The sequence below is a fragment of the Streptomyces sp. NPDC001348 genome, assembly GCF_053597535.1.
This window is the reverse complement of record NZ_JBSFIK010000074.1, coordinates 1-23718: the sequence shown is the minus strand read 5'-3', so window position 1 is coordinate 23718 and position 23718 is coordinate 1. Positions and strand designations below refer to the sequence as shown.

17 protein-coding genes and 2 pseudogenes are annotated in these 23718 nt (G+C 73.1%); 9 read left to right on the top strand and 10 right to left on the bottom strand.

Annotation, left to right across the window (positions count from 1 at the left end):
• Window positions 1-179: 179 nt before the first annotated feature.
• Window positions 180-617, bottom strand: a complete 438-nt coding sequence (locus ACWC21_RS40585; protein WP_450889763.1) for a PPOX class F420-dependent oxidoreductase — start codon at window positions 615-617, stop codon at window positions 180-182.
• Window positions 618-707: 90 nt separating this feature from the next.
• On the opposite strand from ACWC21_RS40585, the gene ACWC21_RS40580 reads away from it, so the two are divergent.
• The 3 genes from ACWC21_RS40580 (at window position 708) to ACWC21_RS40570 (ending at window position 3974) form a co-directional block, all read left to right on the top strand.
• On the top strand, window positions 708-1289 hold the full coding sequence (locus tag ACWC21_RS40580; protein ID WP_450889761.1) for a TetR/AcrR family transcriptional regulator: 582 nt from the start codon (window positions 708-710) through the stop codon (window positions 1287-1289).
• On the top strand, window positions 1286-2665 hold the full coding sequence (locus ACWC21_RS40575; protein WP_450889759.1) for an MFS transporter: 1380 nt from the start codon (window positions 1286-1288) through the stop codon (window positions 2663-2665). Before ACWC21_RS40580 ends, ACWC21_RS40575 begins: the two co-directional genes overlap by 4 nt.
• 85 nt (window positions 2666-2750) lie before the next feature.
• Window positions 2751-3974 (top strand): serine hydrolase domain-containing protein, encoded by a 1224-nt coding sequence (locus ACWC21_RS40570; protein WP_450889757.1) that lies wholly within the window; start codon window positions 2751-2753, stop codon window positions 3972-3974.
• 26 nt (window positions 3975-4000) lie between these two features.
• Here ACWC21_RS40570 and ACWC21_RS40565 read toward each other — a convergent pair whose 3' ends face one another.
• The 3 genes and pseudogenes from ACWC21_RS40565 to ACWC21_RS40555 all read right to left on the bottom strand — a co-directional run.
• Window positions 4001-5155, bottom strand: coding sequence for a saccharopine dehydrogenase family protein (locus ACWC21_RS40565; RefSeq protein WP_450889755.1), 1155 nt, complete (start codon window positions 5153-5155; stop codon window positions 4001-4003).
• A 24-nt stretch (window positions 5156-5179) separates the two neighbouring features.
• A complete protein-coding gene (locus ACWC21_RS40560) occupies window positions 5180-6232 on the bottom strand; it encodes a saccharopine dehydrogenase (RefSeq protein WP_450889754.1) in 1053 nt (350 codons plus the stop codon).
• Window positions 6229-6333, bottom strand: a pseudogene (locus tag ACWC21_RS40555) (NAD(P)/FAD-dependent oxidoreductase); the annotation flags it as partial. The pseudogene ACWC21_RS40555 and the gene ACWC21_RS40560, both read right to left, overlap by 4 nt.
• A 178-nt stretch (window positions 6334-6511) precedes the next feature.
• On the opposite strand from ACWC21_RS40555, the gene ACWC21_RS40550 reads away from it, so the two are divergent.
• The 4 genes from ACWC21_RS40550 to ACWC21_RS40535 are packed head-to-tail and all read left to right on the top strand — an operon-like array spanning window position 6512 to window position 15990.
• Window positions 6512-7483: a hypothetical protein gene (locus ACWC21_RS40550; protein WP_450889752.1), complete on the top strand. Its 972-nt coding sequence runs from the start codon at window positions 6512-6514 to the stop codon at window positions 7481-7483.
• Window positions 7480-9546, top strand: coding sequence for a vWA-MoxR associated conflict system protein (locus tag ACWC21_RS40545; RefSeq protein ID WP_450889751.1), 2067 nt, complete (start codon window positions 7480-7482; stop codon window positions 9544-9546). The genes ACWC21_RS40550 and ACWC21_RS40545 overlap by 4 nt, the downstream gene beginning before the upstream one ends.
• Window positions 9543-10499 carry an AAA family ATPase gene (locus ACWC21_RS40540; protein ID WP_450889749.1) on the top strand — a complete coding sequence of 319 codons (957 nt, stop codon included), beginning with the start codon at window positions 9543-9545 and terminating at the stop codon, window positions 10497-10499. Before ACWC21_RS40545 ends, ACWC21_RS40540 begins: the two co-directional genes overlap by 4 nt.
• Window positions 10492-15990 (top strand): SAV_2336 N-terminal domain-related protein, encoded by a 5499-nt coding sequence (locus ACWC21_RS40535; protein WP_450889748.1) that lies wholly within the window; start codon window positions 10492-10494, stop codon window positions 15988-15990. The genes ACWC21_RS40540 and ACWC21_RS40535 overlap by 8 nt, the downstream gene beginning before the upstream one ends.
• A gap of 119 nt (window positions 15991-16109) precedes the next feature.
• Here ACWC21_RS40535 and ribA read toward each other — a convergent pair whose 3' ends face one another.
• Window positions 16110-16769 (bottom strand): GTP cyclohydrolase II, encoded by a 660-nt coding sequence (gene ribA, locus ACWC21_RS40530; protein WP_450889746.1) that lies wholly within the window; start codon window positions 16767-16769, stop codon window positions 16110-16112.
• Window positions 16770-16808: 39 nt separating this feature from the next.
• On the opposite strand from ribA, the gene ACWC21_RS40525 reads away from it, so the two are divergent.
• Window positions 16809-17591 carry a creatininase family protein gene (locus tag ACWC21_RS40525; RefSeq protein ID WP_450889744.1) on the top strand — a complete coding sequence of 261 codons (783 nt, stop codon included), beginning with the start codon at window positions 16809-16811 and terminating at the stop codon, window positions 17589-17591.
• Between the two features lie 104 nt (window positions 17592-17695).
• Here ACWC21_RS40525 and ACWC21_RS40520 read toward each other — a convergent pair.
• The 5 genes and pseudogenes from ACWC21_RS40520 to ACWC21_RS40500 form a co-directional block, all read right to left on the bottom strand.
• Window positions 17696-18616 (bottom strand): annotated as a pseudogene (locus tag ACWC21_RS40520) (lysylphosphatidylglycerol synthase transmembrane domain-containing protein); the annotation flags it as partial.
• Window positions 18617-18891: 275 nt separating this feature from the next.
• Window positions 18892-19857: a methyltransferase domain-containing protein gene (locus ACWC21_RS40515; protein WP_450889765.1), complete on the bottom strand. Its 966-nt coding sequence runs from the start codon at window positions 19855-19857 to the stop codon at window positions 18892-18894.
• Window positions 19858-19943: 86 nt separating this feature from the next.
• Window positions 19944-21143 (bottom strand): glycosyltransferase family 4 protein, encoded by a 1200-nt coding sequence (locus tag ACWC21_RS40510; protein WP_450889742.1) that lies wholly within the window; start codon window positions 21141-21143, stop codon window positions 19944-19946.
• Entirely contained in the window at window positions 21140-21538 is a 399-nt protein-coding gene (locus ACWC21_RS40505; protein ID WP_450889741.1) for a 6-pyruvoyl trahydropterin synthase family protein, read from the bottom strand. Before ACWC21_RS40505 ends, ACWC21_RS40510 begins: the two co-directional genes overlap by 4 nt.
• A gap of 162 nt (window positions 21539-21700) precedes the next feature.
• Window positions 21701-22681 carry a zinc-dependent alcohol dehydrogenase gene (locus ACWC21_RS40500; RefSeq protein WP_450889739.1) on the bottom strand — a complete coding sequence of 327 codons (981 nt, stop codon included), beginning with the start codon at window positions 22679-22681 and terminating at the stop codon, window positions 21701-21703.
• Window positions 22682-22802: 121 nt separating this feature from the next.
• On the opposite strand from ACWC21_RS40500, the gene ACWC21_RS40495 reads away from it, so the two are divergent.
• Window positions 22803-23576, top strand: a complete 774-nt coding sequence (locus ACWC21_RS40495) for a CDP-alcohol phosphatidyltransferase family protein (protein WP_450889737.1) — start codon at window positions 22803-22805, stop codon at window positions 23574-23576.
• Window positions 23577-23718 lie beyond the last annotated feature (142 nt).

Sequence of the window (23718 nt, the reverse complement as noted above, 5' to 3'; positions counted from 1 at the left end):
GCCAGCCACTCCAGGTCCGTCAGCAGCGAGGTCCACCCCCGGTGCCCGACGTGGAAGCCGTGCTGCTGCGCGAAGTAGATGCTGTCCATCGCCTCAGTGGGGGGGGTGCATAAGATATGCGCGCCTTGTGGCAGTGCATACGGTATGCCGCCTTGGTGGCGGTGCATACGGTATGCCGCCTACCGTGGCGGAATGCCGTATACACGCTCCACGCGCAGTCGCAGTACCAGTCGCCGGTCGCGGACCATGGCGGCCCGGTATTCGTCCCAGTCAGGGTGCTCGCCCTGGACGTCGCGATAGAGGCGGATCAGCTCCTCCACCGTCTCGTCGTGCGGATCCCCGGCGACAGGTGACAGGTCGGCGGTGCCCTCGACGACCGTGTACGCCCAGCGGTCGGCGGTGGTGACGTGGTACGAGGCCCGAGGGTCCCGGCGCAGATTCCGGGTCTTGGCGCGGTCGTCGGTGAGTGAGACCCGGATGATCCGCTCGTCGGGGTAGTAGGCATGGCTGACGTTCGACAGCTGGGGCCGCCCGTCCCGCTTGAGGGTCACCAGCACTCCCCCGCCGGTTGCGGAGAGCAGCCCGAGCAGTGCGTCCTGCGTCGCGTCCTGAGTCATGCCAGGTGCAACCCGGCTCACGTGCCGCCCCATTCCCGCATACCCGAGTAGACAGTGTCTACGAGTCTTTGGTAGACACTGTCTATGCCTGTGAGCGAATCAGAGCCCGGCCTGCGCACCCGCCTGGTCGACGTCGGTGTGGAACTGGTGGCCGCCGAAGGCGCGGGGGCGCTGACCCTGCGGGAGATCGCCCGCCGGGCGGGGGTCTCGCACGGGGCACCGCGCCGCTACTTCCCCACCCATCTGGAACTGCTGTCCGCCATCGCACGCCGCGGTTTCGCCGACCTGGCCGGCCGGGTGGAGGCCGCCCTCACCGACACCTCACCGGACCCACGCCGGCGGCTGACCACTCTGGGCCGGGTCTACCTGGAGTTCGCGCTGCGCAACCGCGGCATGTACGAGCTGATGTTCCGTCACGATCTGCTGGAAAGCGGCCACTTGGGGCTGCGCCGGACCAGCCTTCCGCTCTTCGGCCTGCTGGCCGAGCTGGTGGGCCGGGTCCGTGCGGACGCCGACGCCCACCTGATCGCCGGCGCCCTGTGGGCGAACCTGCACGGCATCGCCCAGCTGTGGGGCTGGGGCAGTCTGCAACTCGCCACCGGCGCCGACGACTTCGAACCCCTGCTGCACTCGGCGCTCGATGCCCACCTGGGACCGGAGGACGCGCGGTGAACCGTCCGCTGACGCTGGCCGCCAGCGTGGCCGGCGCCATGGTCGTCGCCCTGGACGGCACGGTTCTCACCGTCGCCCAGCCCACCCTGCAGAGGGAGTTGCACGCCTCCTTCGCCCAGGTGCAGTGGACCAGCACCGCCTACCTGATCGCGGTGGCGAGCCTGCTGGTGTTCGCCGGACGACTGGGCGACCGGTACGGACAACGGCGGATGTTCGCCTGGGGGATGCTCGGCTTCGGGGCGGCGTCGGCGGGCATCGGCCTGGCGCCCGGCGTGAGCTGGGTGATCGCGCTGCGCGTGGCGCAGGGCGTGTGCGGCGCACTGCTGCAGCCGGCCACGCTGGGGATGCTGCGTACCGCGTATCCGCCGGAGCGCCTCGCGATGCCGCTGGCGGTGCGCACCGCCGCGATCGGGCTGGCGGCCGCCACCGGGCCGCTCGTGGGCGGGGCGCTCGTGACGGGACCGGGCTGGCGGGCCGTGTTCTTCCTCAATGTGCTGCCCGCCTGCGGTTTCGGCGCGATCGCGCTGACCGCACGCGATCGCGGTGAGACGGCGCGGCCGGCCGGGGCACGACTGGACATACCCGGCGCCCTGCTCCTCGCGGTGACGCTCGGCTGCCTGGTGCACGCACTGGTCGCACGGCCGGTGTCCGCGCAGACGGTGGCCGGACCGATCCTGGCGGCCCTCACCGGTGCCGCGTTCGTACGGCACGAGCGGAGGACCGCGAACCCGTTGCTGCCACCGGAGGTGATCGGCTCCCGGGCGGTGGGCGCGGCGCTGGGCGTCCTGGTGGCAGCGTCGGCGTCGCTGTTCGGCACGCTGTTCGCCGTCACCTTCGTCCTGCAGGACGGGCTCGGTCTCGACCCCCTCCACAGTGCCCTGCACGGCCTGCCGCTGCCCGTGCTGATGGTCCTGTCCGCCCCCGGGTGCGCGATGCTGCTGGGCCGGGCGGGTGCCCGCCTGACGACCGGCGCGGCGATGGCCGTCCTCTCGGCCGGCGTACTGCTGATGACCAGGGCCTCGGGCACGCTCGCGCTGGACGTCGGCTTCGCGCTGCTGGGCGCCGGGTTCGGCACGGTCATGGTGGCGGCCACGCACGTCGTCGTACGGCAGGCGGACACCGGTACGGCGGGGGTGGCGGGTGGTCTGCAGCAGACCGCGCTGAACGTCGGACCGACGCTGGGCGTGGCCACGGCGACCTCGCTGATGGGCACGGGGGCTCCGGCGGCGCTGACCGTCCTGGCGGTGGTGTCCGCGCTCGGCGCGGTGGCCTCCCTGGCACTGCCGGGACGCCGCGTCGTGTCGATCACACCCGGCCCGGATCCGCGGGAGCGTGCGGAACTCCCTGCGACGATGATCTCCGACGACGTCCGATGAGGTCCGAGGCCGTGTGACGAGGTCCGCGGCCGCCCCCGCGGGGTAGGAAGAACCACACCGGGTGGGAGAAGACCGGAGGAGAGCGATGGCACAGCTGCGACAGGAAGTCGATCCGGGCGAGGCCGGGCTGGACGGGAAGGCGCTGGACCGCCTCGACCAGTACGTCGCCCACTACGTCGACGAAGGACGTCTGCCCGGCTTCCTCGTGGGGGTCTCACGCGGTGGTCGCGTCGCCCACCTCACCGTGCACGGACACCGGGACCGGGCGGCGGGACTGCCGGTCGCGGCGGACACCCTGTGGCGCATCTACTCCATGACCAAGCCGGTCACCGCGGTCGCCGTGCTGCTGCTGGCGGAGGAGGGCGCGCTGTCGCTGGACGACCCGCTCGAGCGGTACCTTCCCGTCTTCGCCGGTCCCCGGGTGTACGTCGGCGGCTCCGGCCCGGACCTGGAGACCCGCCCGGCCGAGGGTCCCGTACTCCTGCGCCATCTGCTGACCCACACCGCCGGCCTCACCTTCGGCTTCTACTACTCCCATCCCGTCGACGCGCTGTACCGCGAGGCCGGACTGGAGTCGTCGGTGCCGCCGGGCGCGGACCTGGCCGAAACGATGGAGGTGTACGCACGGCTTCCCCTGCAGTTCGAGCCGGGCACGCAGTGGAACTACTCGGTCGCCTCCAACGTTCTCGGCCGGGTGATCGAGGTGGTCTCCGGGCAGCCCCTCGACCGGTTCTTCGCCGACCGGATCTTCCGGCCGCTCGGCATGACGGACGCGGGCTTCGAGGTCACGCCCGAACAGTCGGGCAGGCTCGCCGAGTTGTACGGCGAGACCGACACCGGTGGCATCGAGCCGATCCGCGGGCTGCCGCTGCACGGCCGGCCCCGCTTCCTGTCCGGCAGCGGCGGCATGGTCGCCTCGGCCCACGACTACCACCGGTTCATGGAGATGCTGCGCCGCGGCGGCGAGTTGGACGGCGTCCGCCTGCTCTCCCGCGAGTCGGTGACCCTGATGACCGGTAACCGGCTCCCCGGCGGCGCGGACCTGCAGTCCTTCGGCGCCCCCACCCACCGGGAGCCGTACAACGCGGGCGTCGGCTTCGGCTTCAACGTCTCCGTGGTCACCGATCCCGCCCGCACGGTGGCACCCGTGGGTCTGGGCACCTTCGGCTGGAGCGGCGTGGCGACGACGACCTTCTGGATCGACCCGGGGCGCGATCTGACCGTGCAGTTCATGACCCAGGTCCGCGCCAGGACACTGAAGTTCTTCCCGGAGCTGAAGCGGCTGGTGCACGAGGCTGTCGTCGACTGAATACAGCCGACAAGATTGCATACGGTCTACTGATCCAGCCGCAGACGGTGTTCCAGGCCGTCCGCCGCCAGTTCGGCCAGCCACTCCTCCGACCGCGCCGGTGTCCCGGCCGCCCGGTTCAGTCCGGCCGGGAGACTGCCGGTGAGGATGTGACGGACGCCCAGAGCCAGCGGCCGGGAGACGCAGCGGGCCATGGCGCTCTCCTCGGCGTCGCCGACCACGTCGAGGAGGCAGCTGCCGGACCAGGCGCGGCCGGCGCCGGCGTCCACCTGCAGAGCGACGGCGAGGACGACGCGGTCGCGGTCGGCCTCCGTCGTCGGATGGGCCGCCGCCAGTTCCTGCGCGAGGGCGGTGATCCGCGCGTCGTCTCCGCGTTCCAGCTCCTCGAAGACGGGCGTCCAGGCCCGCTGCCAGCCGGCCAGGCGCAGCGTGCCGCGGACGAACGTGCGCGGTGTCCAGGCGGGCGGGAGGTCGTACTGCTCGATGAACGGCAGGCTGTCCCGGTTGGGATAGGCCTCGAAGGACTCCCCGTCCACCTGGTGCGGCCGGGTCGCCTCCCAGGGCCGCTCGGCCGTGGTCTCCACGCCCTCTTCGACGTAACGGGCTGGCGAGCGCAAGGCGTTGAGTACCCCCGCGGGAGCCCAGCTGAAGCGGTAGCGGAAGTCGTTGGGGACGGCCGGGACGCCACCGCAATAGGAGGTGAGGCGGTACGTCGCCGGGCCGCCGTCCCCGATCGCCGCCCGTGCCCTGCCGATCAGGCTGTGTGCGAAGAGGTGGTCGATGCCCGGGTCCAGCCCCGCCTCGGTGAGGACGGCGAGCCCCGCCCGCGCGGCCGCCGGGACCTCGTCCAGGACCGCCTGGGAGACGTAGCTGGAACAGGCGAAGTGCGTCCGCCGCCGTACGCACACGGCCAGCAGTCCGGCGTGTTCGGGCGCCGGGAGCATCGACACGACGACGTCTCCCGGGGCCAGTTCACCGGTGAGCGCCGAAAGCGTGAAGGCGCGGGGCTCGGCCTTCCCGGTCAGGCCCAGCCCGGCGAGGGCCCGGGCCGCGCGTTCCTCGGTGCGGTGCCACAGCCGTACCCGGTCCGCGGTGTCGCACAGCGCGGCCAGGCCGCTGCCCGTGGACAGTCCCGCGCCGATCCAGTGCACCGTGCCGCTCGCGGCGAGCAGGTCGGACATCGTCGTCGGTCCCCTTCACTCAGGTCACTCGGGTTCGCTCACGCCGAGTTCACGGCAGGCGCGGTGGAAGGTGTCGAGGCAACGCCGCCACGGACCGGAGGCGGTGCCGAAGTCCAGCAGGTGGGGCAGGAGTGCGGCGGAGAAGTCGGTACTGGACTCCCGGGGCAGCAGGGACGGCAGGTTGTCGATCGCGATCAGGTCCAGGGGCGGCTCCCCGCGCAGCCGGCGCGCGGGGTCCGTCCAGTCCGTGGTGCGGTCGTACACCGGCAGGACGTTCAGCGGTGAGCCGACGTCGCAGGTGACGTCGCACACGGTGCGCAGTCGGCGGTCCGGTGCGTCGAGGTCCTCCTCGCGCAGGAACGGCGGGACGGGGCTCGTGGCGAGCACCGCGTTGACCATCACGTCGTGCGCCAGCAGCGCGCGGCGGTCGAGGTCGCGGGTTTCGGCCAGGTCCCAGCAGGTCGGCTCGGTTCCCGCGGCGGCGAAGGCGTCCCGTGCCCCTCGGCCACTGCGGCCCAGGGCGCCGATCACCAGCGCCGTGAACGGCGTGTCACCGGCGGCGGGCCGCAGCAGCTCGTCCAGTTCCTCCCTGGACGTGGGCGTGAGCGGCGCAGGCAGGCTGCCCCGCTGCTGGAGCACGGCGAGGGCCGCGCCGAGGTATCCCGCCCAGTAGCCGAAGGCGGCCAGCCGGCGTCCGTCGTCGTCGACCAGGTACTCCAGGTCGAGGAGCGCCCCCGCCCCGGACACGAAGCGGCGCAGCAGGGCGGCCGCGCCGGGCTGCCGTTTGTAGGCGTGCCCGAAGAAGATGTGCCGGTGGACGAGGTCTCCCGGCTCTTCGGGGAGTTCCTTCAGACCGAGGACGACGGCGTCCCGGGGCGCCGACACCCAGGAGCCCGCAGGCGCGATGCGGGCGCCCACCGCCGCGTACTGTCCGGCCGGGAAGATCCGCTGCTCGGACTCCTCGACGGTCAGCGTCACCCCCGCCTCGGTCAACCGCCGGGCGTCGGCGGGAACGACGGGCGTGCGGCGTTCGGTCGTACGGTCCTCGTGGCGCAGCCACAGATGGAGCTCGGTCATACCAGGTTGGCCTCCGGGCGCGGGGCGTCGGCCGCGAAACGGCCGGCGCTCAGGGGACGGACGTCCACGAAGGGTACGCGGCCCGGGTACAGGCCGCGGCCCCTCTCGCGGATGGCCGGCGCCGCGGCGCGATCGCACCGCTGAGGGAAAGGACGTGTCCCCTCCGGGCGCCGAAGGATTCGTCGGCGCCGGTCCACATCGGCCGATTACCGCCCGGTCCCGCGAGGTATGGCTTAGGGTGCACCAGCAGAACGGTGCACGGGCGTTACGGGGGCGTGGGTGAGCGGTTCGGGTGCTACTCAACTGGTGTTCGTCCACGGGATCGGCGGCCTGCGGGACACGGCGAAAGAGCGTCGTGAGTGGCTTGAGGCCCTGGCCGTGGGGGCACGGGCCGCGGGGCATGCCGACGCGGTTTCCGGACTGACGCAGGGCTGGCTGGCGGAGGTTCGCTTCGCCAACTTCAGCGGCCTGTTCACCGACGCCGAGGACCAGGGTGGCGGCGGGTCTTTCGAGGACCAGGAAGACGCCGCTTTCATGACCGCGTTCGTGGCGGCCTTGGTCGACGAACTCGACCGGCAGGCCAGGGAGCGCGGCGACCGCAGGGCGTCGGCCGTGGCCGAGGACGCCCGCGCGCAACTCCCGGGCGACGAGGAGGAGGAACAGGGCGTGGTGGAGCCGTTCCGCGTCCTGGGCCGGGTGCTGACCACCCTGTTGCAGATGCCGGGCCTGCGCGAGGGCACGCAGTGGGCCAGTGGGACGCCGCTGTTGTGGCACCTGGCCCAGGTCGGGCGTTACCTCCGCCGGCGCGAGGCCGACGACAGCGGGCGTACGCTCGATGCCCGGATCCGTGAGCAGGTGCTGCGGGGCACGGACCCCGACCGGCCCCTGGTGGTGGTGAGCCACTCGCTGGGCACCGTCGTCGCGTTCGAAGCGCTGCACGCGTACGCGGGACGGGTTCCCCTGTTCGTGACTCTGGGCTCGCCGCTGGCCACCGGGGCCGCCGTCCTGCAGCGGCTGGTGCCGCAGCCCCCTCGTACCCCGTCCGGCGTCGAGCGGTGGCTGAACTTCTGGGACCGTGACGACATCGTGGTGGGCCGGCCCCGCCTGGACAGATGGATGCTGCCCAGCTTCTCGGGTGTCGCCCCCACGACCAGCCGGGTGGACTCCGACGGCCTGTGGGTGCACACGGCCACCAAGTACCTGCGGCATCCGGCCGTCGCCGGGCCCCTGGTGGAGGCGCTGAAGAAGTGACCCACGGGCAGAGCCGGCACGTGCTGGTCGTGGGTGCGCAGTGCGAGGCCATGGGCACCCTCACCCGGCTGCCCGACGCGGCCGGGCAACTGCATGCCGTGCTGACGGACCCCACCCGCGGGGCGTGCGTGCCCCGTACCGGCGATCACGGCTCCCTCCTGGTCAGCGACGCGCTGACACCCGAGGACGTGCGCACGGCGGTGCGCGAGGCGGTGCGGCGGGCGCAGGCCGACAACGCCGTGCTGGTGGTGGCGTTGCTCGGACACGGCTTCACGCCGCCGCAGCAGACCGATCTCCACTTCATGGTCGCGAAGTCCACCATCGGCAGCACCATGTCCGCGGTGCCCGTCGGTCAGTTGCTCACCGAGGCCGTCGACGAGCGCGGCGTCGAGGGCGTGATCGCCCTCATCGACACCTGTCACGCGGCCGGGGCGATGCCGGACGCGGGCAGGATCGCGGGCGGGGTACGGGCGGGCCGGACCAGGCTGTCGGTGCTCACCGCCGCCGCGGCCGACCAGACGGCTCGCGGCATGCGTCTGACCTTCGCCCTGGCCGAGGTGCTCAGAAGGGGAATCGCCGGTGCGGGTGCGGTGGTGTACCCGGACACGAGGCTCACCGAGGAGCTGCGCAGCCGCATCGTCGGGCAGGCCGTCGGAAGGTTCGAGTACGACAACGATCCCTTCGTGGCCGAGGGGCTGTGGCTGGCCCGCAACGTGCGCTCCGCTCCCGGTGTCCACGGCGGGGTGGTGGGGCCGGTCGGCCGGCAGGACCTCGAAGCGGCGGTGTCGATGTGGCGGGCCGACATGCGCCTGCCGGCACCCTTGACGCGCGGTGAACTCGACACACTGCACACGTTCGCGCGGCAGGGGCAGGTGGACGACGTGGCCGACCCGCAGTGGCGCACCCGGGTCGTCCATGTGGTGGCCACGCTCCTGGCGTGCGCCGGGGCCGTCGCGCTCCTCAGCGAGGTCTTCGCCGAGGTGCTGACCAGTGACCTGCTGCGGGCAGCACGGCAGCTGGCTGGTCTGCCCCCCGAGGCCGAGGGCCCCGAACTCCTGCGCGACCTGGTCGAGTACGCGGCTCTGCGGGAGGCGCGTGCGGACGAGCCCTCCTGGAAGGCACCCGCGCGTCTCGTCGCGGCACTCGCCCAGCTGACCGGGGCCAGCGACGTGGCCCCACGGCTGCGGGAGTGGGCACGGGACCTCGGCGTGGTCACCGAGTTCAACGACGCCCTGGCCGAGTTCGCGCAGAAGGAGCAGCAAGGCGAACTCCGTCTCGTGGTGAGCCTGGGCGGGGCGTTGACCGACTGGCCCGAGGAGGTGGACGCCTGGCTGCTGGGCACCGGCGAGCGGCTTCCGGTGCACCAGCGCTTCCGGTGCGGGTCCGTGGACCGGTTCGGCACGGGCCTGGCGATCGGGGCGGCGCTGAAGTGGGCGCGCGGCCGGCTCGCTTCCCCGGAGCGGCTGGTCAACGTGGACGTGGCTGCCCCCGCACACCTGTTGGCGCGCTGGCAGCCCGAGGAGACGAAGGTCGGCCGCCGGCTGCTGGGGGTCAACCACGACGTCGTCGTCCGGTGGAGCGGCCGCATGGACCCGATGGAGGAGAACGGCGAGATGAACGACGCCGCCCGCAAGGCACTGCGCGACATGGCCGGTCACGCTGGTGTCGCGGTGGAGTGGATCGGTGCGTCCGTCCTCGCCGACCGGCAGGGACTCGAACAAGGACTTCTGACCGGCCGGTACGACACCGTCGTCGGGCTCGACCACCACCCCGACACCCTGCAGGACGTGCTGGAACAGCTGTTGCCCTACGCGCCGATCATCCTGTGGCCGCGCCGCGGCACCCGCGCGTGCGACGACCGGCTGCGAACCCTGGTGCAGCGGAACTGGCGCAGCCTGCCCGGCGGCCTCCCCGCCGCCTACCGGCAGCGGTGGTCCCGGGAACACGAGGGATGCGTGGCGTGCCTGGGTGACGTACGGGCGGTCTGGCACGACGACGCCTGGCTGGAGTTCTGCCGCCCCTTCGAACAACGTGTGGTGGCCGGTCCCGAGGAGGAGTTGTGACCTGGAAGCCCTACTACCGCGGGGACGGGGAGCCGAGGGATGTCCCGCTCGCCGACCCTCCCCCCTGGCGTACGTTCCCACGGCAGTCGCAGCACCGGCAGTACCAGCCTCCTCCCGGCCTCGTCGACGCGGTCAACGCCGCCCTGCACCTGCGTCGTCCGCTCCTCGTCAGCGGCCCCGCCGGCTCGGGCAAGTCCACCGTCATCGAGCAGGTGGCACACGAACTGGGCCTTGGACCGGTGCTGCGCTGGCACATCACCTCCCGGAGCACGCTGACCGAGGCCCTGTACCGTTACGACGCCCTGGGCCGCATCCACGCCCAGAGCCTGCGCGCGGCGATGACGCAGGGCCGGCCGGGCCGGGCAGGACGCGGACGCAGCCGGGACGACATCGCTCCCTTCCTGCAACTGGGCCCCCTCGGGACGGCGTTGCTGCCCTCCCCGCGGCCGCGCGCCCTGCTCATCGACGAGATCGACAAGAGCGACCTGGACCTGCCCAGCGACCTGCTGGAGGTACTGGAGCGGGGCGAGTTCGAGATTCCCGAACTCGTCCGGTACCGCCGCCCCCGCGTTCTCGTCCGCCAGTGGGACGGCGACGAGGAGTACCCGGTCGTGCGCGGGCACGTGAGCTGCAGGCAGTTCCCGTTCATCCTCCTGACCAGCAACGGCGAACGGGACTTCTCACCGGCCTTCCTGCGGCGCTGCATCCGCTACACCATGCCACCGCTGACGGCCGAACTGCTGCACGGCATCGTCCAGGCCCACTTCGACGCCGTACCGGCCGGCGGGGACGGCCTCGTCGAGAAGTTCGCGGAGCGCGTCGCGGCAGGCGAGCACCTGGCCATCGACCAGCTGCTGAACGCGGTGGCGCTGCTCACCGGCGATCACGCCCCGCGGGACGGCCAGTACGAGGAACTGCGCGCGCTGATCCTTCGCGAACTCTCCCGTGTCTGAGGCCCTGGAGCGTCTCGTCCGGGCGCTGGGCATGGCGCCGCTGCCTCGCGGGGTGGACGCCCGTACCCTCGCCGACGCGCTGTGGCTGGCCGCGTCCGGCGCCGGCGAAGGCACGACGGCGGCTCCTGCTCCCGTGGCGGAGCCGGTCCCCGCTGAGGTACCGGACCGGGCGGAACCGGCCGGTGGACGGACACCACGTGGCACGGGAGCCGTCAGCGCCCCGAGCCGTACGAGCAGGGAGCTGTCCCTCCGCCGGCCCGGGGCGGACACCACGGTGCGCGGTGTCCCCTTGTCCCTGGGCCGTGCGGGCGCCCTGCAGGACGCCCTCGCCATCGGCCGCGCCATCCAGCCGTTCCGCCGGCCATGGCGGCATGGCGGGCGCAGTCGGCTGGACATCGAGGCCACCGTGGAGCACTACGCGCGCGGAGGCCCCCTCGTACCGCTCTTCCGCCCTGCGCCGGAGCCCTGGTTCGAGGCGGTCCTCCTCGTGGACACCTCCGTGTCGATGGGCGTGTGGGAGGAGACCACGCGGGCGTTGACCCGGCTCCTGACCAGCCTGGGAGGGTTCCGCGCCGTCCACACCTGGCGCCTGGAATGGCGGGGCACCGAGCCCCGGGTGCGCGACCACAACGGCCATGAGGTGCCCGGCGAGCGCGTTCCCCACCACGGCAGCGGCACCCAGGGCAGGCGCCTGACCCTGGTGGTCTCCGACTGCGCCGCCCGCGGCTGGCACGAACCTGCTCCCTGGATGCTCCTGCGTGCCTGGGGCGAGCTGATCCCGCTGGCGCTGCTCGATCCGCTGCCCCCACGCCTGTGGCGCCGGTCCGCCCTCAACCTGCCCGCCGTGCGGGTCACCTGCGACCGGGCCGGGGACCGAAACGGTGCTCTCCGCTTCACTCTGCCGCCACGGCTCGGACGCCGGGCGGACGGGGCGGATGGGGCCGGGCCGTGGACCGCGCTGCCGGTCGTGTCGTGCACGGCACGCTCCCTGGGCGCCTGGGCGAGCACCCTCATGCGTGCCGACCCCGGGGGGTGCGACGCCGTCCTCGTCCCCGCCACCGGGCGCCTCTCCACTGCGCGCCAGGGCTCGGCAGCCACCCGGCAGCACGATCCCACGCTGCTGGCCGACGCGTTCGTCCACACCGCGCCCGCTCCCGCCGTACGCCTGGCCGTCCTCTGTTCCGGTCTGCCGGATCTGCCCCTTCCGCTGCTGCACGTGCTGCGCGACGAGGCGGTGCCCGAGGCCGGGTACTCGGACCTCGCCGAGGTGCTCACCAGCGGACTGTTCACCGTACGACGCGACGGCGGCGATCCGGTGCTGGTCCTCCGTCCCCCGGCCCGGGCGCGGTTGCGCACCCATCTGACCACCCATGACGAGTGGCGGACCCGAGCCGCCTTCAGCCGCCACGCCGCGGCACACCCGTACGCTCCGCAGGGCATCGCCGCCGTGCTGCACGCGGCATGGGGGGCGACGGAACTCCCGGCGGAGGAGCGCCCTTTCGCGGAGACGGTCACCGAGCCGGGCCGCGAGGTGCGGGCGGGGCGGGACCGGAAGGCGGCGTCGGACAGCGGCTCCCCGGCGGCGGCCCGCCCGCCGGTTCCGGGCGGGAGCAGTTCCGCAGCGGTCTCCGGCCGCAGCGACGGGGCCTCGGCCGTCTACCGGCGCGCGCGGGAAGAAGTGCGGAGCTTTCTGGGGACCGCCCGCGAGAGCAGCGGCCTCCAGGATGCCGAAACCCTTCTGCGGCATCTCGTCGACTACCTGCACGACAGTCTGCCGGCCCCGCTGGGCGGCCGGCCCGGACGGGACACGAGCTTCGACGACCTGCGCGTGGAGCGGGGTCCGCTCGCCACCACCGATGTGCTCGACCACGTTCGTGCGTATCTTCTGCTCAGGAACATCGCACTGGAACTGCCCGCCCCGGGGGACGGAGCCGACGGGATGCTGGTCTGGCGGGCGCCGGGGGGCCCGGTGCACGTCGCGGTCCGCATACCGAGCTCGTTCTCCTGGTCGCGTGCCACCGCTTTGGCGAAGGCCATGCAACGGGCTCCGGACTCCTCGCCCGTCGACTTCGCCCTGGTGTTGGACGAGTCGGACAAGCCCGAAGGTCTTCTCCCTCTGGACACCTGCGTGCTCCCGGCCCCGCGGGTGGCTCCTGAGCAGATGAGGTTGACGGTCCTGCTCCGCGCCCAGGCCCGTTACGGCAGGGGTACCGGCGACGACGCCCGAACCGCACTGGCCGAGGCCCTGCGGGAGCTGTACACCCGAGCCGGCTTCCCGACGTACTCCGCTCTGGTCGGCATGGCCGCCCGGGAGTCGCCACCTGTGCAGCTCAGCACCGGCACGCTGACCGAGTGGTTCACCGGCCGGAGTGTTCCCGCCGACGAACGGGCCTTCGAGTGGCTGCTGCGTCATCTCACCCGGCGGACCGGTGCGGAGGCCGACGACGGCCGGTCCCCCTTCCGGTTCGCCGCGTTGCGCCACCACGCGCTCGTACAGGAGCGGAGGGAGGGCGGCGGCGAGTCCCGGAGCGGGGCGGGGCGGCTGGGGCGGCCGGTCGCCCAATTCGTGCGGGAAACGGAGGAGGCGTTCCCGCCGTACACGGACCGGCCTCACGACCGGTCGCTGCGGAACGTCGTGCGGGCGTGTGCCACCGGCGCGAGCAGGATGGTCCTGCTCGTCGGGCCGCCCGGATCGGGCAGGACGCGGTCGAGCCTGGAAGCCGTACGTCTGCTGCCGGACGACTGGTTGCTGTGGGCACCACACGCCGGCGACGACCTCGCCGCGGCGTTGGACACTCCCGCCTCGATCGGTCCACGCACCGTGCTCTGGCTGGACGACGCGGACGACCACCTCCTCGGCCTGGGGGGCGGCGGCCGAGGTGAACGCATCGCCGCCGGGCTGAGGACGCTGCTGCGTGATGCCGGCGCGGGACCCGTACTGGTCCTGGGCTCGCTGAGGACCGACCGCTGGCACGTCCTGACGTCCACGCCTCCGGCAGGCGCCGCCGACCCTCATCCACAGGCTCGCGCCCTGTGCGACGAGGGGATCCCACTCCTCGTCCTGCCCGGTGACGAGCCCGGGAACGCCTCCGGCACGGCCGCCACCGGACTGGAGATCGAGGGCTACGTGTCCGGATCGGCCGCCGTGCGGGCTGTCGTGAACGCCGCGATCGACGCCCGTCGCTGCGGACACGGCCCGCTGATGACCGGCGCTCTCCTTGCCAGGGCGGCCGAGGGGTACCTCCCCGGTCATGTGAGCCCCTCCGCTCTGGAGCACTTGGCCGCCGAAGCCCTGGACGGAGCCGGGCTGTACGGCACGGGACCGCTGGTGGGGACGGACGACGTGTACTCCGGACCCGTCTATTACCGGCTCTCGGCCGGCATGGAGCGGTACGGACGGGAACTCCGCCGTGACGTCGCACCGCCCGGGAGCCTGTGGACCGCGTTGGCCGCACACGCCTCCAGCGAGGACCTGCTGTCCGTCGCCCGGACCGCGCGCCGGCAGGGCGACACGCTACGAGCCGAGCACTTCCAGGCGCTGGCGGAGCCGGCCCCGCCGAAGCAGGCGGCGTCCATTTCCCACGAGGCGACCGCTGCCGGTTTGCGCAGGCTCCTCCAGCGCACCGACCTCACCGAAGCTCAGGCCCGTGCCGCCGTCGACCAGGCCCTGAAGTGGCTGCGCGCCGACGATCGCACCGACAGTGCCCAGTTCGTTCTCAACGGCCTGCTGCCCCGCACCGGCCTGACTCCCGAGCAGGTGGCGGAGGCGGTCCAGCACGCGTTCCGCTGGCTGGCAGAGCACGGGGACGCCCAGAACGCGGGGTTCGTGCTGACTCCTCTGCTGGCGCTCACGGACCTGCCGGTGTACGAGGCGCGCAGGGCCGTGGAGTACGCCGTGGACTGGCTCGAAGCGCACGGCGACGGCGCACCGGTGCAGTTCGTACTGCGCTCGGCTCTGCTGCGCGCGGACCTGTCCGAGCAGCAGGCCCGTGTGGTGGTCGCTCGTGCGCTGAACTGGCTTGACTCGTACCGCGAGAGTCCCCACAGCCAGTTTCTGCTCAGTGCCGCGTTGCGCAGGCAGGACCTGGCCCCTGAGGCACGCACACGGTTCGTCCGCGGCGGTATCGACTGGCTCGGGTCGGTCGGCACCGACGCCTCGGCCAAGTTCGTGCTGCGTCCGCTGCTGCACCGGAACGACCTCACGGCGGAGGAGGCGCGTGAGGGGATGATGCTCGCGCTGGCCTGGCTGGAGACCCACGGCGCCACCCTCGACGCCCAGTTCGTCCTGAACGGCGTGCTCTCGCGCGACGACCTCACGCCCGCGCAGTCGACCGCGGCCGTGACAGGGGCACTGCGGTGGCTGCGGCCCCACGCCACCGCTGACGAAGCGATGTTCGTGCTGCGTCCCCTGTTGAAACGCGCCGACCTCACGGCGGAGGAGGCGCGTGAGGGGGTGATGCTCGCGCTGGCCTGGCTGGAGACCCACGGCGCCACCCTCGACGCCCAGTTCGTCCTGAACGGCGTGCTCTCGCGCGACGACCTCACGCCCGCGCAGTCGACCGAGGTCGTGGCACGGGCTCTGCAGTGGCTGCGGACCCACGCCGTCGCCTCCGATGCCGGCTTCGTCCTCCCCGCCCTCCTGGACCGCCCTGACCTCGGTGCGGAACAAGCGCAGGAGGCCGGGCGCTTGGCGCTGGTCTGGCTCGACGCCCGGGGCGGTGACCGCTCGGCCGGGTTGGTGCTGCGCCGGGCGCTCAGGCGCACCGACCTGGGACCTGAACTGTCGGCGCGGGCTCTGAAAGTGGCCACGCAGCGGAGCCGTGCCCGTGGTCAGGCGGACGAACAGGCGGAGGCCGTGCGAGATCCGGGGAGGGAACCTGCCGCGGCTGCGGACCACGGTTGGCGCTCGGTCGTCCTCGTCGCGCGGTTCGTGGACTTCGGACGGGATGGAGACGAGGGGCGGGCAGCCGCGCGGCACGCGCTGCTGCGTGAATTCCTTCTGCTGGCGCTCGGCGACCGCCTCGGACCGGCGCCGCGATTCCTGGACGTGGGCGATGCTGTGGCTGTCCAGGCCTTCCTGGACGAGACACGACGGGCCGACCTGATTTTGGACCTGGCCGCGCACATGGAAGCCACGTTGTACTCCTATCAGGTGCCCCTGGGCCTACGAGTCGCCCTGCGTCATGGGGAAGCCTTCGCCTCCCGTGCACAGGAATGGCGCGACCAGGCCCTGAAGGCCTGCCGGCTGGTGGACTCCGCGCCGTTGCGCGCAGCTCTGGCGGCGGCGAGCCGCTCTTCCGCGGCCGTGCTGGTGTCCGACGAACTGTTCGGTGCCGCCTTCCGCACACCCAACCGCCGCACCGGTACCTTCTCCCCGGTCTGGCTGGGGACCGAGGAGGGAGTGGTCAAGGCGTGGATCTCGGTCCCCGGATACCCGGCACCGCCCGGCATCGAGGAGTGGGCCAGGCCTCCCGGCGACGATGCGCCGTGATCCCCTCGGCGACGCCGAGGGGAGGACACTGTCGTAAGCGCACTGCGGCGCCCGGGGCCCGGAGGGGAAGAGGGCCCCCCGGTCATGCCCTCTTCCCGTCCGGATCTCCGGGCTCCCCTTCAGGACAGGTGCGCGACGGCGTCCAGATGGGGCAGGTGGTGGTCCAGCCGCTCCCGCTTCGTCCGCAGATAGGTGATGTTGCTCTCGCACGGCTGGATCAGCAGCGGCACCGTCTCGGCGACCTGTATGCCGTGCCGGACCAACGCCTCCCGCTTGCGCGGGTTGTTGGACATCAGGCGGACCGACTTCACGCCGAGGTCCTGCAGCATCCCGGCGGCCACGCCGTAGTCGCGGGCGTCGACGGGCAGTCCCAGGGCGAGGTTCGCCTCGACGGTGTCCAGGCCCTCCGCCTGCAGGGCCATCGCGCGCAGCTTGGCGAGCAGACCGATGCCCCGGCCCTCGTGCCCTCTCAAGTAGACGACGATGCCGCTGCCTTCGGCGACGACCGAGCGCAGCGCGGAGTCCAGCTGGTCGCCGCACTCGCAGTGCTGGGAACCGAACGCGTCACCGGTCAGGCACTCCGAGTGCAACCGGGTGAGGACGTTCTCGGAGCCGATCTCGCCGTAGACCAGGGCCACTTGCTCGTCACCGCGGTCGTGGTCCAGGTAGCCGACCGCCTGGAATTTCCCGTACACCGTGGGCAGTGGCGCATTGACGACGCGTTCCACACCCGTACGCTGCGGGGCCTTCTTGCCGAGTACGCCGATGTTTTCTGTCATGATCTGATTCCTAAAGCAGAGACGAAAGGCCGTAGGGAAATGAGTGGTTCGGGCACGGGTGGAGCGATGTACGGTACACGGGGCCTGCTGCCGGCGGACACCACGGAAGATGTACGGAAGCGGGGGGCGGGCGTCTCAACACAGGTGGCCGTCCTTCCCGTGGGCAGTTTCGAGCAGCACGGCCGCTACCTTCCGCTCGCGACCGACACCCTGGTCGCCTGTGCCGTCGCCCGGGAGATCGCCGCGGCGCACCCGGTGCACCTCCTTCCTCCCGTGACCGTGTCCTGCTCCCACGAGCACGCGGCCTGGCCGGGAACGGTCAGCATCTCCTCCGTCACCCTGCATGCGGTGGTACGGGACATCGCGGCGTCGCTGCGGCGTTCGGGCGTCGGGGCGCTCGTGGTGGTCAACGGTCACGGCGGCAACTACGTGCTGGGAAACGTGGTCCAGGAGGCCTCCGCGCGCGGGGAGCGGATGGCGCTCTTCCCGGCCGCGGAGGACTGGGAGGAGGCGCGGGTCAGGGCCGGGGTGGCCACCTCGCTGCTCACCGACATGCACGCCGGAGAAATCGAGACCTCCATTCTGCTGCACGCTCATCCCGAATATGTCCGTCCTGGTTACGAGTCCGCCGATTTCACCGCTGACGACCGCCGTCATCTGCTCACCGTGGGAATGTCCGCCTATACCGAATCGGGCGTCATCGGCCGGCCTTCCCTCGGTTCGGCGGAGAAGGGCAGGGAACTGCTGGCGAGCCTGGTCGAATCCTTCGGCGCGTACCTGGAGTTGCTCACCTCCGGGGAAACCGATTCCTCTCGCGGGTAGGTTCCGCGCAGTGCGGTCCACCAGCGGGCGACGAGGACCAGCGCGCCGGGCAGCGCGGCGACGAAGCTGAGCACCCCGTACACCACGGCCACGGCCAGCCCGCTGCTCGCGCCCAGCCCGGCGGCGGCGAACGCCCAGGCGGTGACGCCCTCCCGGGGGCCGAAGCCGCCGACGTTCAGCGGCAGGCCCATGGCGAGCAGGGCGAGCACCGCGAGCGGCAGCAGCACCGGCACGGATGCCGCGGATCCGGCGACCCGGGCCGCCACGACGAACATCGCGAGGTGTCCGGCGAGGATGGCGACGGAGGACAGTGCGACGCCCGGCCCGCCCTGGCGCGACAGCAGCGCGCGACGGGCCTCGTCGAGGTTCCTCCGCAGGGCACCCCGGCGGGAGGAGGCGCGGTTCATGCGGACGGCGAGGACGACGGCGAACGCGCCCGCCACGACGAAGGCGGCCGGCGCGGCGAAGCTGCGGGCGTCGTCCCGCACCGGCGAGGGCAGCGTCAGCAGCGCCGCCCCGCCGATCAGGACCAGCGCGATCTGTCCCGCGACCCGCTCCAGCACGACCGCGCGGACACCGCGCCCCATGTCACCGGCGCTCTGTCCGTGCCGCACCGCCCGGTGCACGTCCCCGAGGACACCACCGGGCAGCGCCGCGTTCAGGAACAGCGCCCGGTAGTAGTCGGCCACGGCCGCCCCCAGCGGCAGCCGCAACCCGAGGCCGCGGGCCACCAACTGCCAGCGCCAGGCGCTGAACACCGTGGTGACGACGCCGATCAGCAGCGCGGCGAGCAGCGTGCCCGCGTCGATCCGCCGCAGTCCGTCGAGGAACACGCCCGTACCCAGCCGCCACAGCAGGACGGCGAGGATGACGACTCCGGCGACCGTGCCGAAGTGGCTGCGCACGGCAGGGGTGCTGAGGCGGGAGAGGAGTGAACGGGGGCCCCTGCGGGGGGAGCTGGGAGGCGCGGCCACGGTGCCGGGCGGGTGGGGGGCCGCCGCGGCGTCCGGTGTCCGTGCGGGCATCGCCGCCGCCTCCGGTGCGGACTCTGTGCCCGCGGCCGCACTCGCGGTCCGGCGCACGCGCGGCCGTCCGGCCGCCGTGGGCTGCACACGCGCGCGTGCGGCCGCACGGGCGGTGCGCGACTTGGCGGCGCCGGGCATCTGCACGGTACGGGACGCACCGACCCGCACGGTCCGGGTGGCACCTGGCCGGGTGGTCCGGGCGCCGGCCACCAGCGCCGTCCTGGCGCCGGCCGGCCGTACGGCCGCGCCGCTCCCCGCCTGCGGGGCCCCCGCGCTCACGCCACGCCGCCCGTCGGCCTGGGCAGCGCCAGCAGGTCGCTGTGGTGCACGGTGACGCGCAGCTCACCGGCGGCGCAGGCGGCCAGGCGGTCCCGGAGGTATCGGTCGGCGCGCTCGGCCAGTTCGGGGCGCTCTTCCACGGCCGCGCCGACCCAGCCCCGCAGCCACTGGGCGGTCAGTTCGGCGTCGTCGGAACCCAGCCGCCAGGGACTCGGGTGCACCCGTACGGTCGCGCCGCGCTCTCCGAAGACCTCGCAGGCCACGCTGACCGCGTCGGGCCCGAGCAGCCCGCCGCGCCGCTGGTGGGCGTTGAACGCATCGGCGATCTCGGCGTCCAGTGGGTCGGACGGGCCGAGTTCGACGCGTCCGGCGACGGACAGGGTCAGCAGCGCCGGGCAGCCGGCGCCCACGCAGGCCTCGGCGAGCGCCTCGACCTCCTCGCGGGTGAGGACGTCGAGCAGTGCCGAGGCGGTCACCAGGGAGGCGCCGGCCAGGGCGTCCGGGGTGAGCCGGGCGACGTCGGCGCGCCGGGTCTCCACGGTGACGCGGCTGCCGTCGGCGGCCGCGCGCGGGGAGGCGACGGCGGCGAAGTGCAGCAGGTAGGGGTCGCGGTCGTGCAGGATCCAGTGCTGGGCGCCGTCCAGGCGGGGCGCGAGCCAGCGGCCCATCGAGCCGGTGCCGCAGCCCAGGTCGTGCACGGCCAGACCGCCGCACCGGCCCGGCAGGTTGGCCAGCCGGATCCGCAGCGGGTCGAGCAGGTCGAGCGCCCGGGCGACCGCGTCGGCCCCCTCCCGCAGCTGGAGCCACTCGGGTGCGTACCGGGGCGGCTCCTCGGGTTCGGCGTCCCGCAGTCGTACGGTGGCCCGCTCGCCGGGTCGGGCGACGGGGCCGGCGCCGGGGATCACACCGGACGGGTCTGCCTCGCCGAGGGCGATGTCGTGCCGCGGTGCGGGTTCGGTCATGTCCGTCGCCGCCTTCGCTGCCGCGTCCGGCACCTCGCGGGGGCCGGGCTGGGCCGGGATTCCGTCGGTGGTCGTGGTCGTCCGGCTCATGCCGCCCTCCGGGGTTCGTCGGGGAGCCGGAGCAGGACTCCGGCCAGGCTGCGGGCGGTGGCCGCCCAGCCGCCGAGGGCCGCGCGGCGGCTGCGCGCGGCGGCCTTCAGACGGCGGCGTACGTCGGCCTCGCCGAACCAGCCGCGCAGTTCGGCGGCGAGGGCGGCGGGGTCCTCCGGCGGTACGAGGATGCCGGGCACGCCGCCGTCGGGGGCGCGGCCGACCGCTTCGGGCAGCCCGCCGACGTCGGTGGCCAGCACCGGGATGCCGCGTGCGAGGGCCTCGGTGACCGCCATGCCGTAGGTCTCGGCGTAGGAGGTGAGGACCATCAGGTCGGCGGCGGCGTAGCTGGCGTCGAGGCCGGCGCCGGCGCGCGGGCCCGCGAGGTGCAGGCGGTCGGTCAGGCCGTGCTTCTCGATGAGGGCGCGCAGGTGGGCGACGTACTCGGGGTCCTGGGTGAGGCCGCCCACGCAGGTGCAGGTCCACGGCAGGTCCCGGACCGCGGCCAGGGCCTCCACCAGCCGGTGCTGGCCCTTGCGCGGGGTCACCGCGGCCACGCACAGCAGATGGGAGACGCCGTCGGTGCCGGCGGCGAGCGGGGCGATGTCGGCGCCGGGGGCGGCGACGTGCACCCGGTCGGGGGCGAGCCCGTGGTGGGAGACCAGACGGCGCACCGCCCAGTCGCTGGTGGCGATCACGGCGGGCACCGCCCGCAGCACCGCGCGCTCGCGGGCGTCGAGGTCGGCGGCGACGGACGGTTCGAGGCCCGTCTCGTCGCCGAGCGGCAGGTGCACGAGGACGGCGAGGCGCAGCCGTTCGGCCTCGGGGACGACGATCTCGGGTACGCCGCAGGCGACCAGCCCGTCGAGCAGGACGACCGAGCCGTCGGGCAGTTCCCGCAGGGTGCGGGCGAGCGCCTCGCGGGCGGCGGCACCGGGGCGGGGCCAGCTGCCGTCCACGGGGTGCTTGACGGCCTGCCAGCCGAAGCCGGGCAGGTCCAGGCAGACCCGCCGGTCGTAGGCGTTGCCGCCGCTGGGGTTGGCCGGGTCGTCGATGCCGCCCGGCAGGACGAAGTGCACGGTGCGCAGGGACATGGGGATGATCCCGACGTGGTTCGAGGCCGCGCGCTGGGCGGGCACGTAGGCGAGCGGCGACGCGCCGTCGGCGGGCGGCCGGTCGATGGTCGTGTCGGTCACAGGGCACGCTCGTAACTCGCCCAGGCGACGTGCGACTCGTGCAGGGTGACCGTGATGCCCGCGAGTCCCCTGGCGCCCTCGCCGAGGGCGCCCTTGTGGACGCGTTCGGCGAGCCGGTCGGCGATGACCTTGGCCAGGAACTCGGTGGAGGTGTTGATGCCGGCGAAGTCGGGCTCGTTGTCGAGGTTGCGGTAGTTCAGCTCGCTCACCACGGCGCCCAGTTCCTGGGTGGCCAGACCGATGTCGACGACTATGTTGTCGTCGTCCAGCTGCTCGCGCCGGAAGGTGGCGTCCACCAGGAAGGTGGCGCCGTGCAGCCGCTGGGCGGGCCCGAACACCTCGCCGTGGAAGCTGTGAGCGATCATGATGTGATCGCGGACGGTGATGCTGAACAACTGACGACCCTCCAGGTGCGGCGCGTCCGGTCCCCAGCCATTCCCTGCCGGGGGATGCCGTGTATTACGGCTCTTCGCTTCCCCGCGTTCAGTCGTTCCTCACTCTTTTCTCAGGTCAGGCGCTCTTGCCGGGCAGCTGGTCGTACGGGATGGAACGTCCGGTCAGTCCTGATCGGTGTATCGCACCCGGTGGCACAGCGCCGGGATCCGGCCGGCGGCCAGCTCCGGCAGCACGTCCGGGAGGTCCTCGAACGCGGACTCGCCGGTGACGAGCGCGTCCAGGGCGGGGTCGGCGAGCAGGTCCAGGGCGAGGGCGAGCCGGTCGGCGTAGGTGCGGCCGGGGCGGGCCGGGGACACGGTGCCGACCTGGCTGCTGCGCACGGTCAGCCGCCGGGAGTGGAAGGCTTCGCCGAGCGGCAGGGCGATCCGCCGGTCGCCGTACCAGCTCAGTTCGACGACGGTGCCCTCGGCGGCGAGGAGTTCGAGCGACCGGGTCAGGCCCGCTTCGGTGGCACTGGCGTGGACGACCAGGTCGCAGTCGCCGAGGGCGTCCTCGGGCGAGGCGAAGCCGACGCCCAGGGCCTCGGCGGTCGCGGCGCGCGCGGGGTCGGCGTCGACGAGTTGCAGCCGTACGCCGGGGAACCGGGCCAGCAGGGCGGCGACCGAGCAGCCGACCATGCCGCCGCCGACCACGGCGATACGGTCGCCGACCAGGGGCGCCGCGTCCCACAGGGCGTTCACGGCCGTCTCCACGGTTCCGGCGAGGACGGCCCGTTCGGCGGGCACGTGCTCGGGCACCACGGTCACGGCGCTCGCCGGGACGACGTAACGGGTCTGGTGCGGATACAGGCAGAACACCGTGCGGCCGGCCAGCTCCCGCGGTCCCTCCTCGACGACGCCGACGCTGAGGTAGCCGTACTTCACCGGCCCCGGGAAGTCGCCCTCCTGGAACGGCGCCCGCATCGCGTCGTACTGGTTTACGGGGACGCCCCCACGGAACACGAGCGTCTCGGTGCCCCGGCTCACCCCGGAGTACAGCGCGCGGACCAGAACCTCCCCCTCGGCCGGCGCCGCGAGGGTCGTGTCGCGGATCTCGCCGTACCCCGGCGAGCGAAGCCAAAACGCGCGGGCCGAGTGGTTCATCGGCGTCCTCCTGAACGATCGGGAAGTTGTTCACGTACCGAGGTGTGCACAGGGAGATGTGCACAGGCCGCGCACAGTACGCGGCGTTGATCGACTCTGTCACTCGGCCGGAGGATGTGCGGTGGCCCTGAACAACACGTACGAAGCGAGGCTGGTCCAGCAGGAGACCGCTGTGGGAGCGGGCGTCCAGATCCTGCTGCTGGCTCTGCTGGGCTCCGCGATCGGCATGGGGCCGGCCGGCTGGCTGACGGGCCTGGTGTTCGCGATCGCCACCTGGGCGGTGCTCTCCCGCGCGCTGCACCGTTCCCGGCTCAGTTCGTTCGGGCCCGCCAACCGCGTCACCCTCGGCCGGGCCACCCTGGTCGGCGGGGTGACCGCACTGGTCGCCGACTCCTTCGAGAGCTCCCCGCCGGTCACGCTGCTGGTCGGCCTGACCGCGGTGGCCCTGATCCTGGACGGCGTGGACGGCAAGGTGGCCCGCCGCACGGGCACGTCGACGGCGCTGGGCGCCCGCTTCGACATGGAGGTCGACGCGTTCCTGATCCTGGTGCTGAGCGTGTACGTGGGGACGCAGCTGGGCCCGTGGGTGCTGCTGATCGGCGGTATGCGGTATGCGTTCGTCGCCGCCGCCCGTGTCCTGCCCTGGCTGAACGCGCCGCTGCCGCCGTCGTTCGCCCGCAAGACGGTCGCCGCGCTGCAGGGCATCTGCCTGCTGCTGGCCGGCGCGCAACTGCTGCCGTACGCCGCCAACCTGGGGATAGCGCTGCTGGCGCTGGGGTCGCTGCTGTGGTCGTTCGGCCGGGACGTGCGGTGGCTGTACCGGTCGTCCCGGACCAGCCCGGTGATGCCCGCGCCCGCGCCCGCCGAGGAGCTGCTCGAGCCCGCGCTGCCGTGAAGCCGGCCACGCATCCAGGCATACGGGGAGGGCCCCGGACCAGCGACTGGATGCTGTTGGTTAATCCGGGGCCTGCTCACTTCGCCCCGTCGATCGTTTGATCGGCGGGGCGAAGTGCTGCGAAGTGGCTGGTGCGGGTGCG

Excerpts from the sequence above, each read along its gene's own strand:
- ACWC21_RS40585 (WP_450889763.1), bottom strand. The coding sequence starts at position 617 with ATGACTCAGGACGCGACGCAGGACGCACTGCTCGGGCTGCTCTCCGCA.
- ACWC21_RS40570 (WP_450889757.1), top strand. The coding sequence starts at position 2,751 with ATGGCACAGCTGCGACAGGAAGTCGATCCGGGCGAGGCCGGGCTGGAC.
- ACWC21_RS40565 (WP_450889755.1), bottom strand. The coding sequence starts at position 5,155 with ATGTCCGACCTGCTCGCCGCGAGCGGCACGGTGCACTGGATCGGCGCG.
- ACWC21_RS40560 (WP_450889754.1), bottom strand. The coding sequence starts at position 6,232 with ATGACCGAGCTCCATCTGTGGCTGCGCCACGAGGACCGTACGACCGAA.
- ribA (WP_450889746.1), bottom strand. The coding sequence starts at position 16,769 with ATGACAGAAAACATCGGCGTACTCGGCAAGAAGGCCCCGCAGCGTACG.
- ACWC21_RS40525 (WP_450889744.1), top strand. The coding sequence starts at position 16,809 with ATGAGTGGTTCGGGCACGGGTGGAGCGATGTACGGTACACGGGGCCTG.
- ACWC21_RS40515 (WP_450889765.1), bottom strand. The coding sequence starts at position 19,857 with ATGACCGAACCCGCACCGCGGCACGACATCGCCCTCGGCGAGGCAGAC.
- ACWC21_RS40500 (WP_450889739.1), bottom strand. The coding sequence starts at position 22,681 with ATGAACCACTCGGCCCGCGCGTTTTGGCTTCGCTCGCCGGGGTACGGC.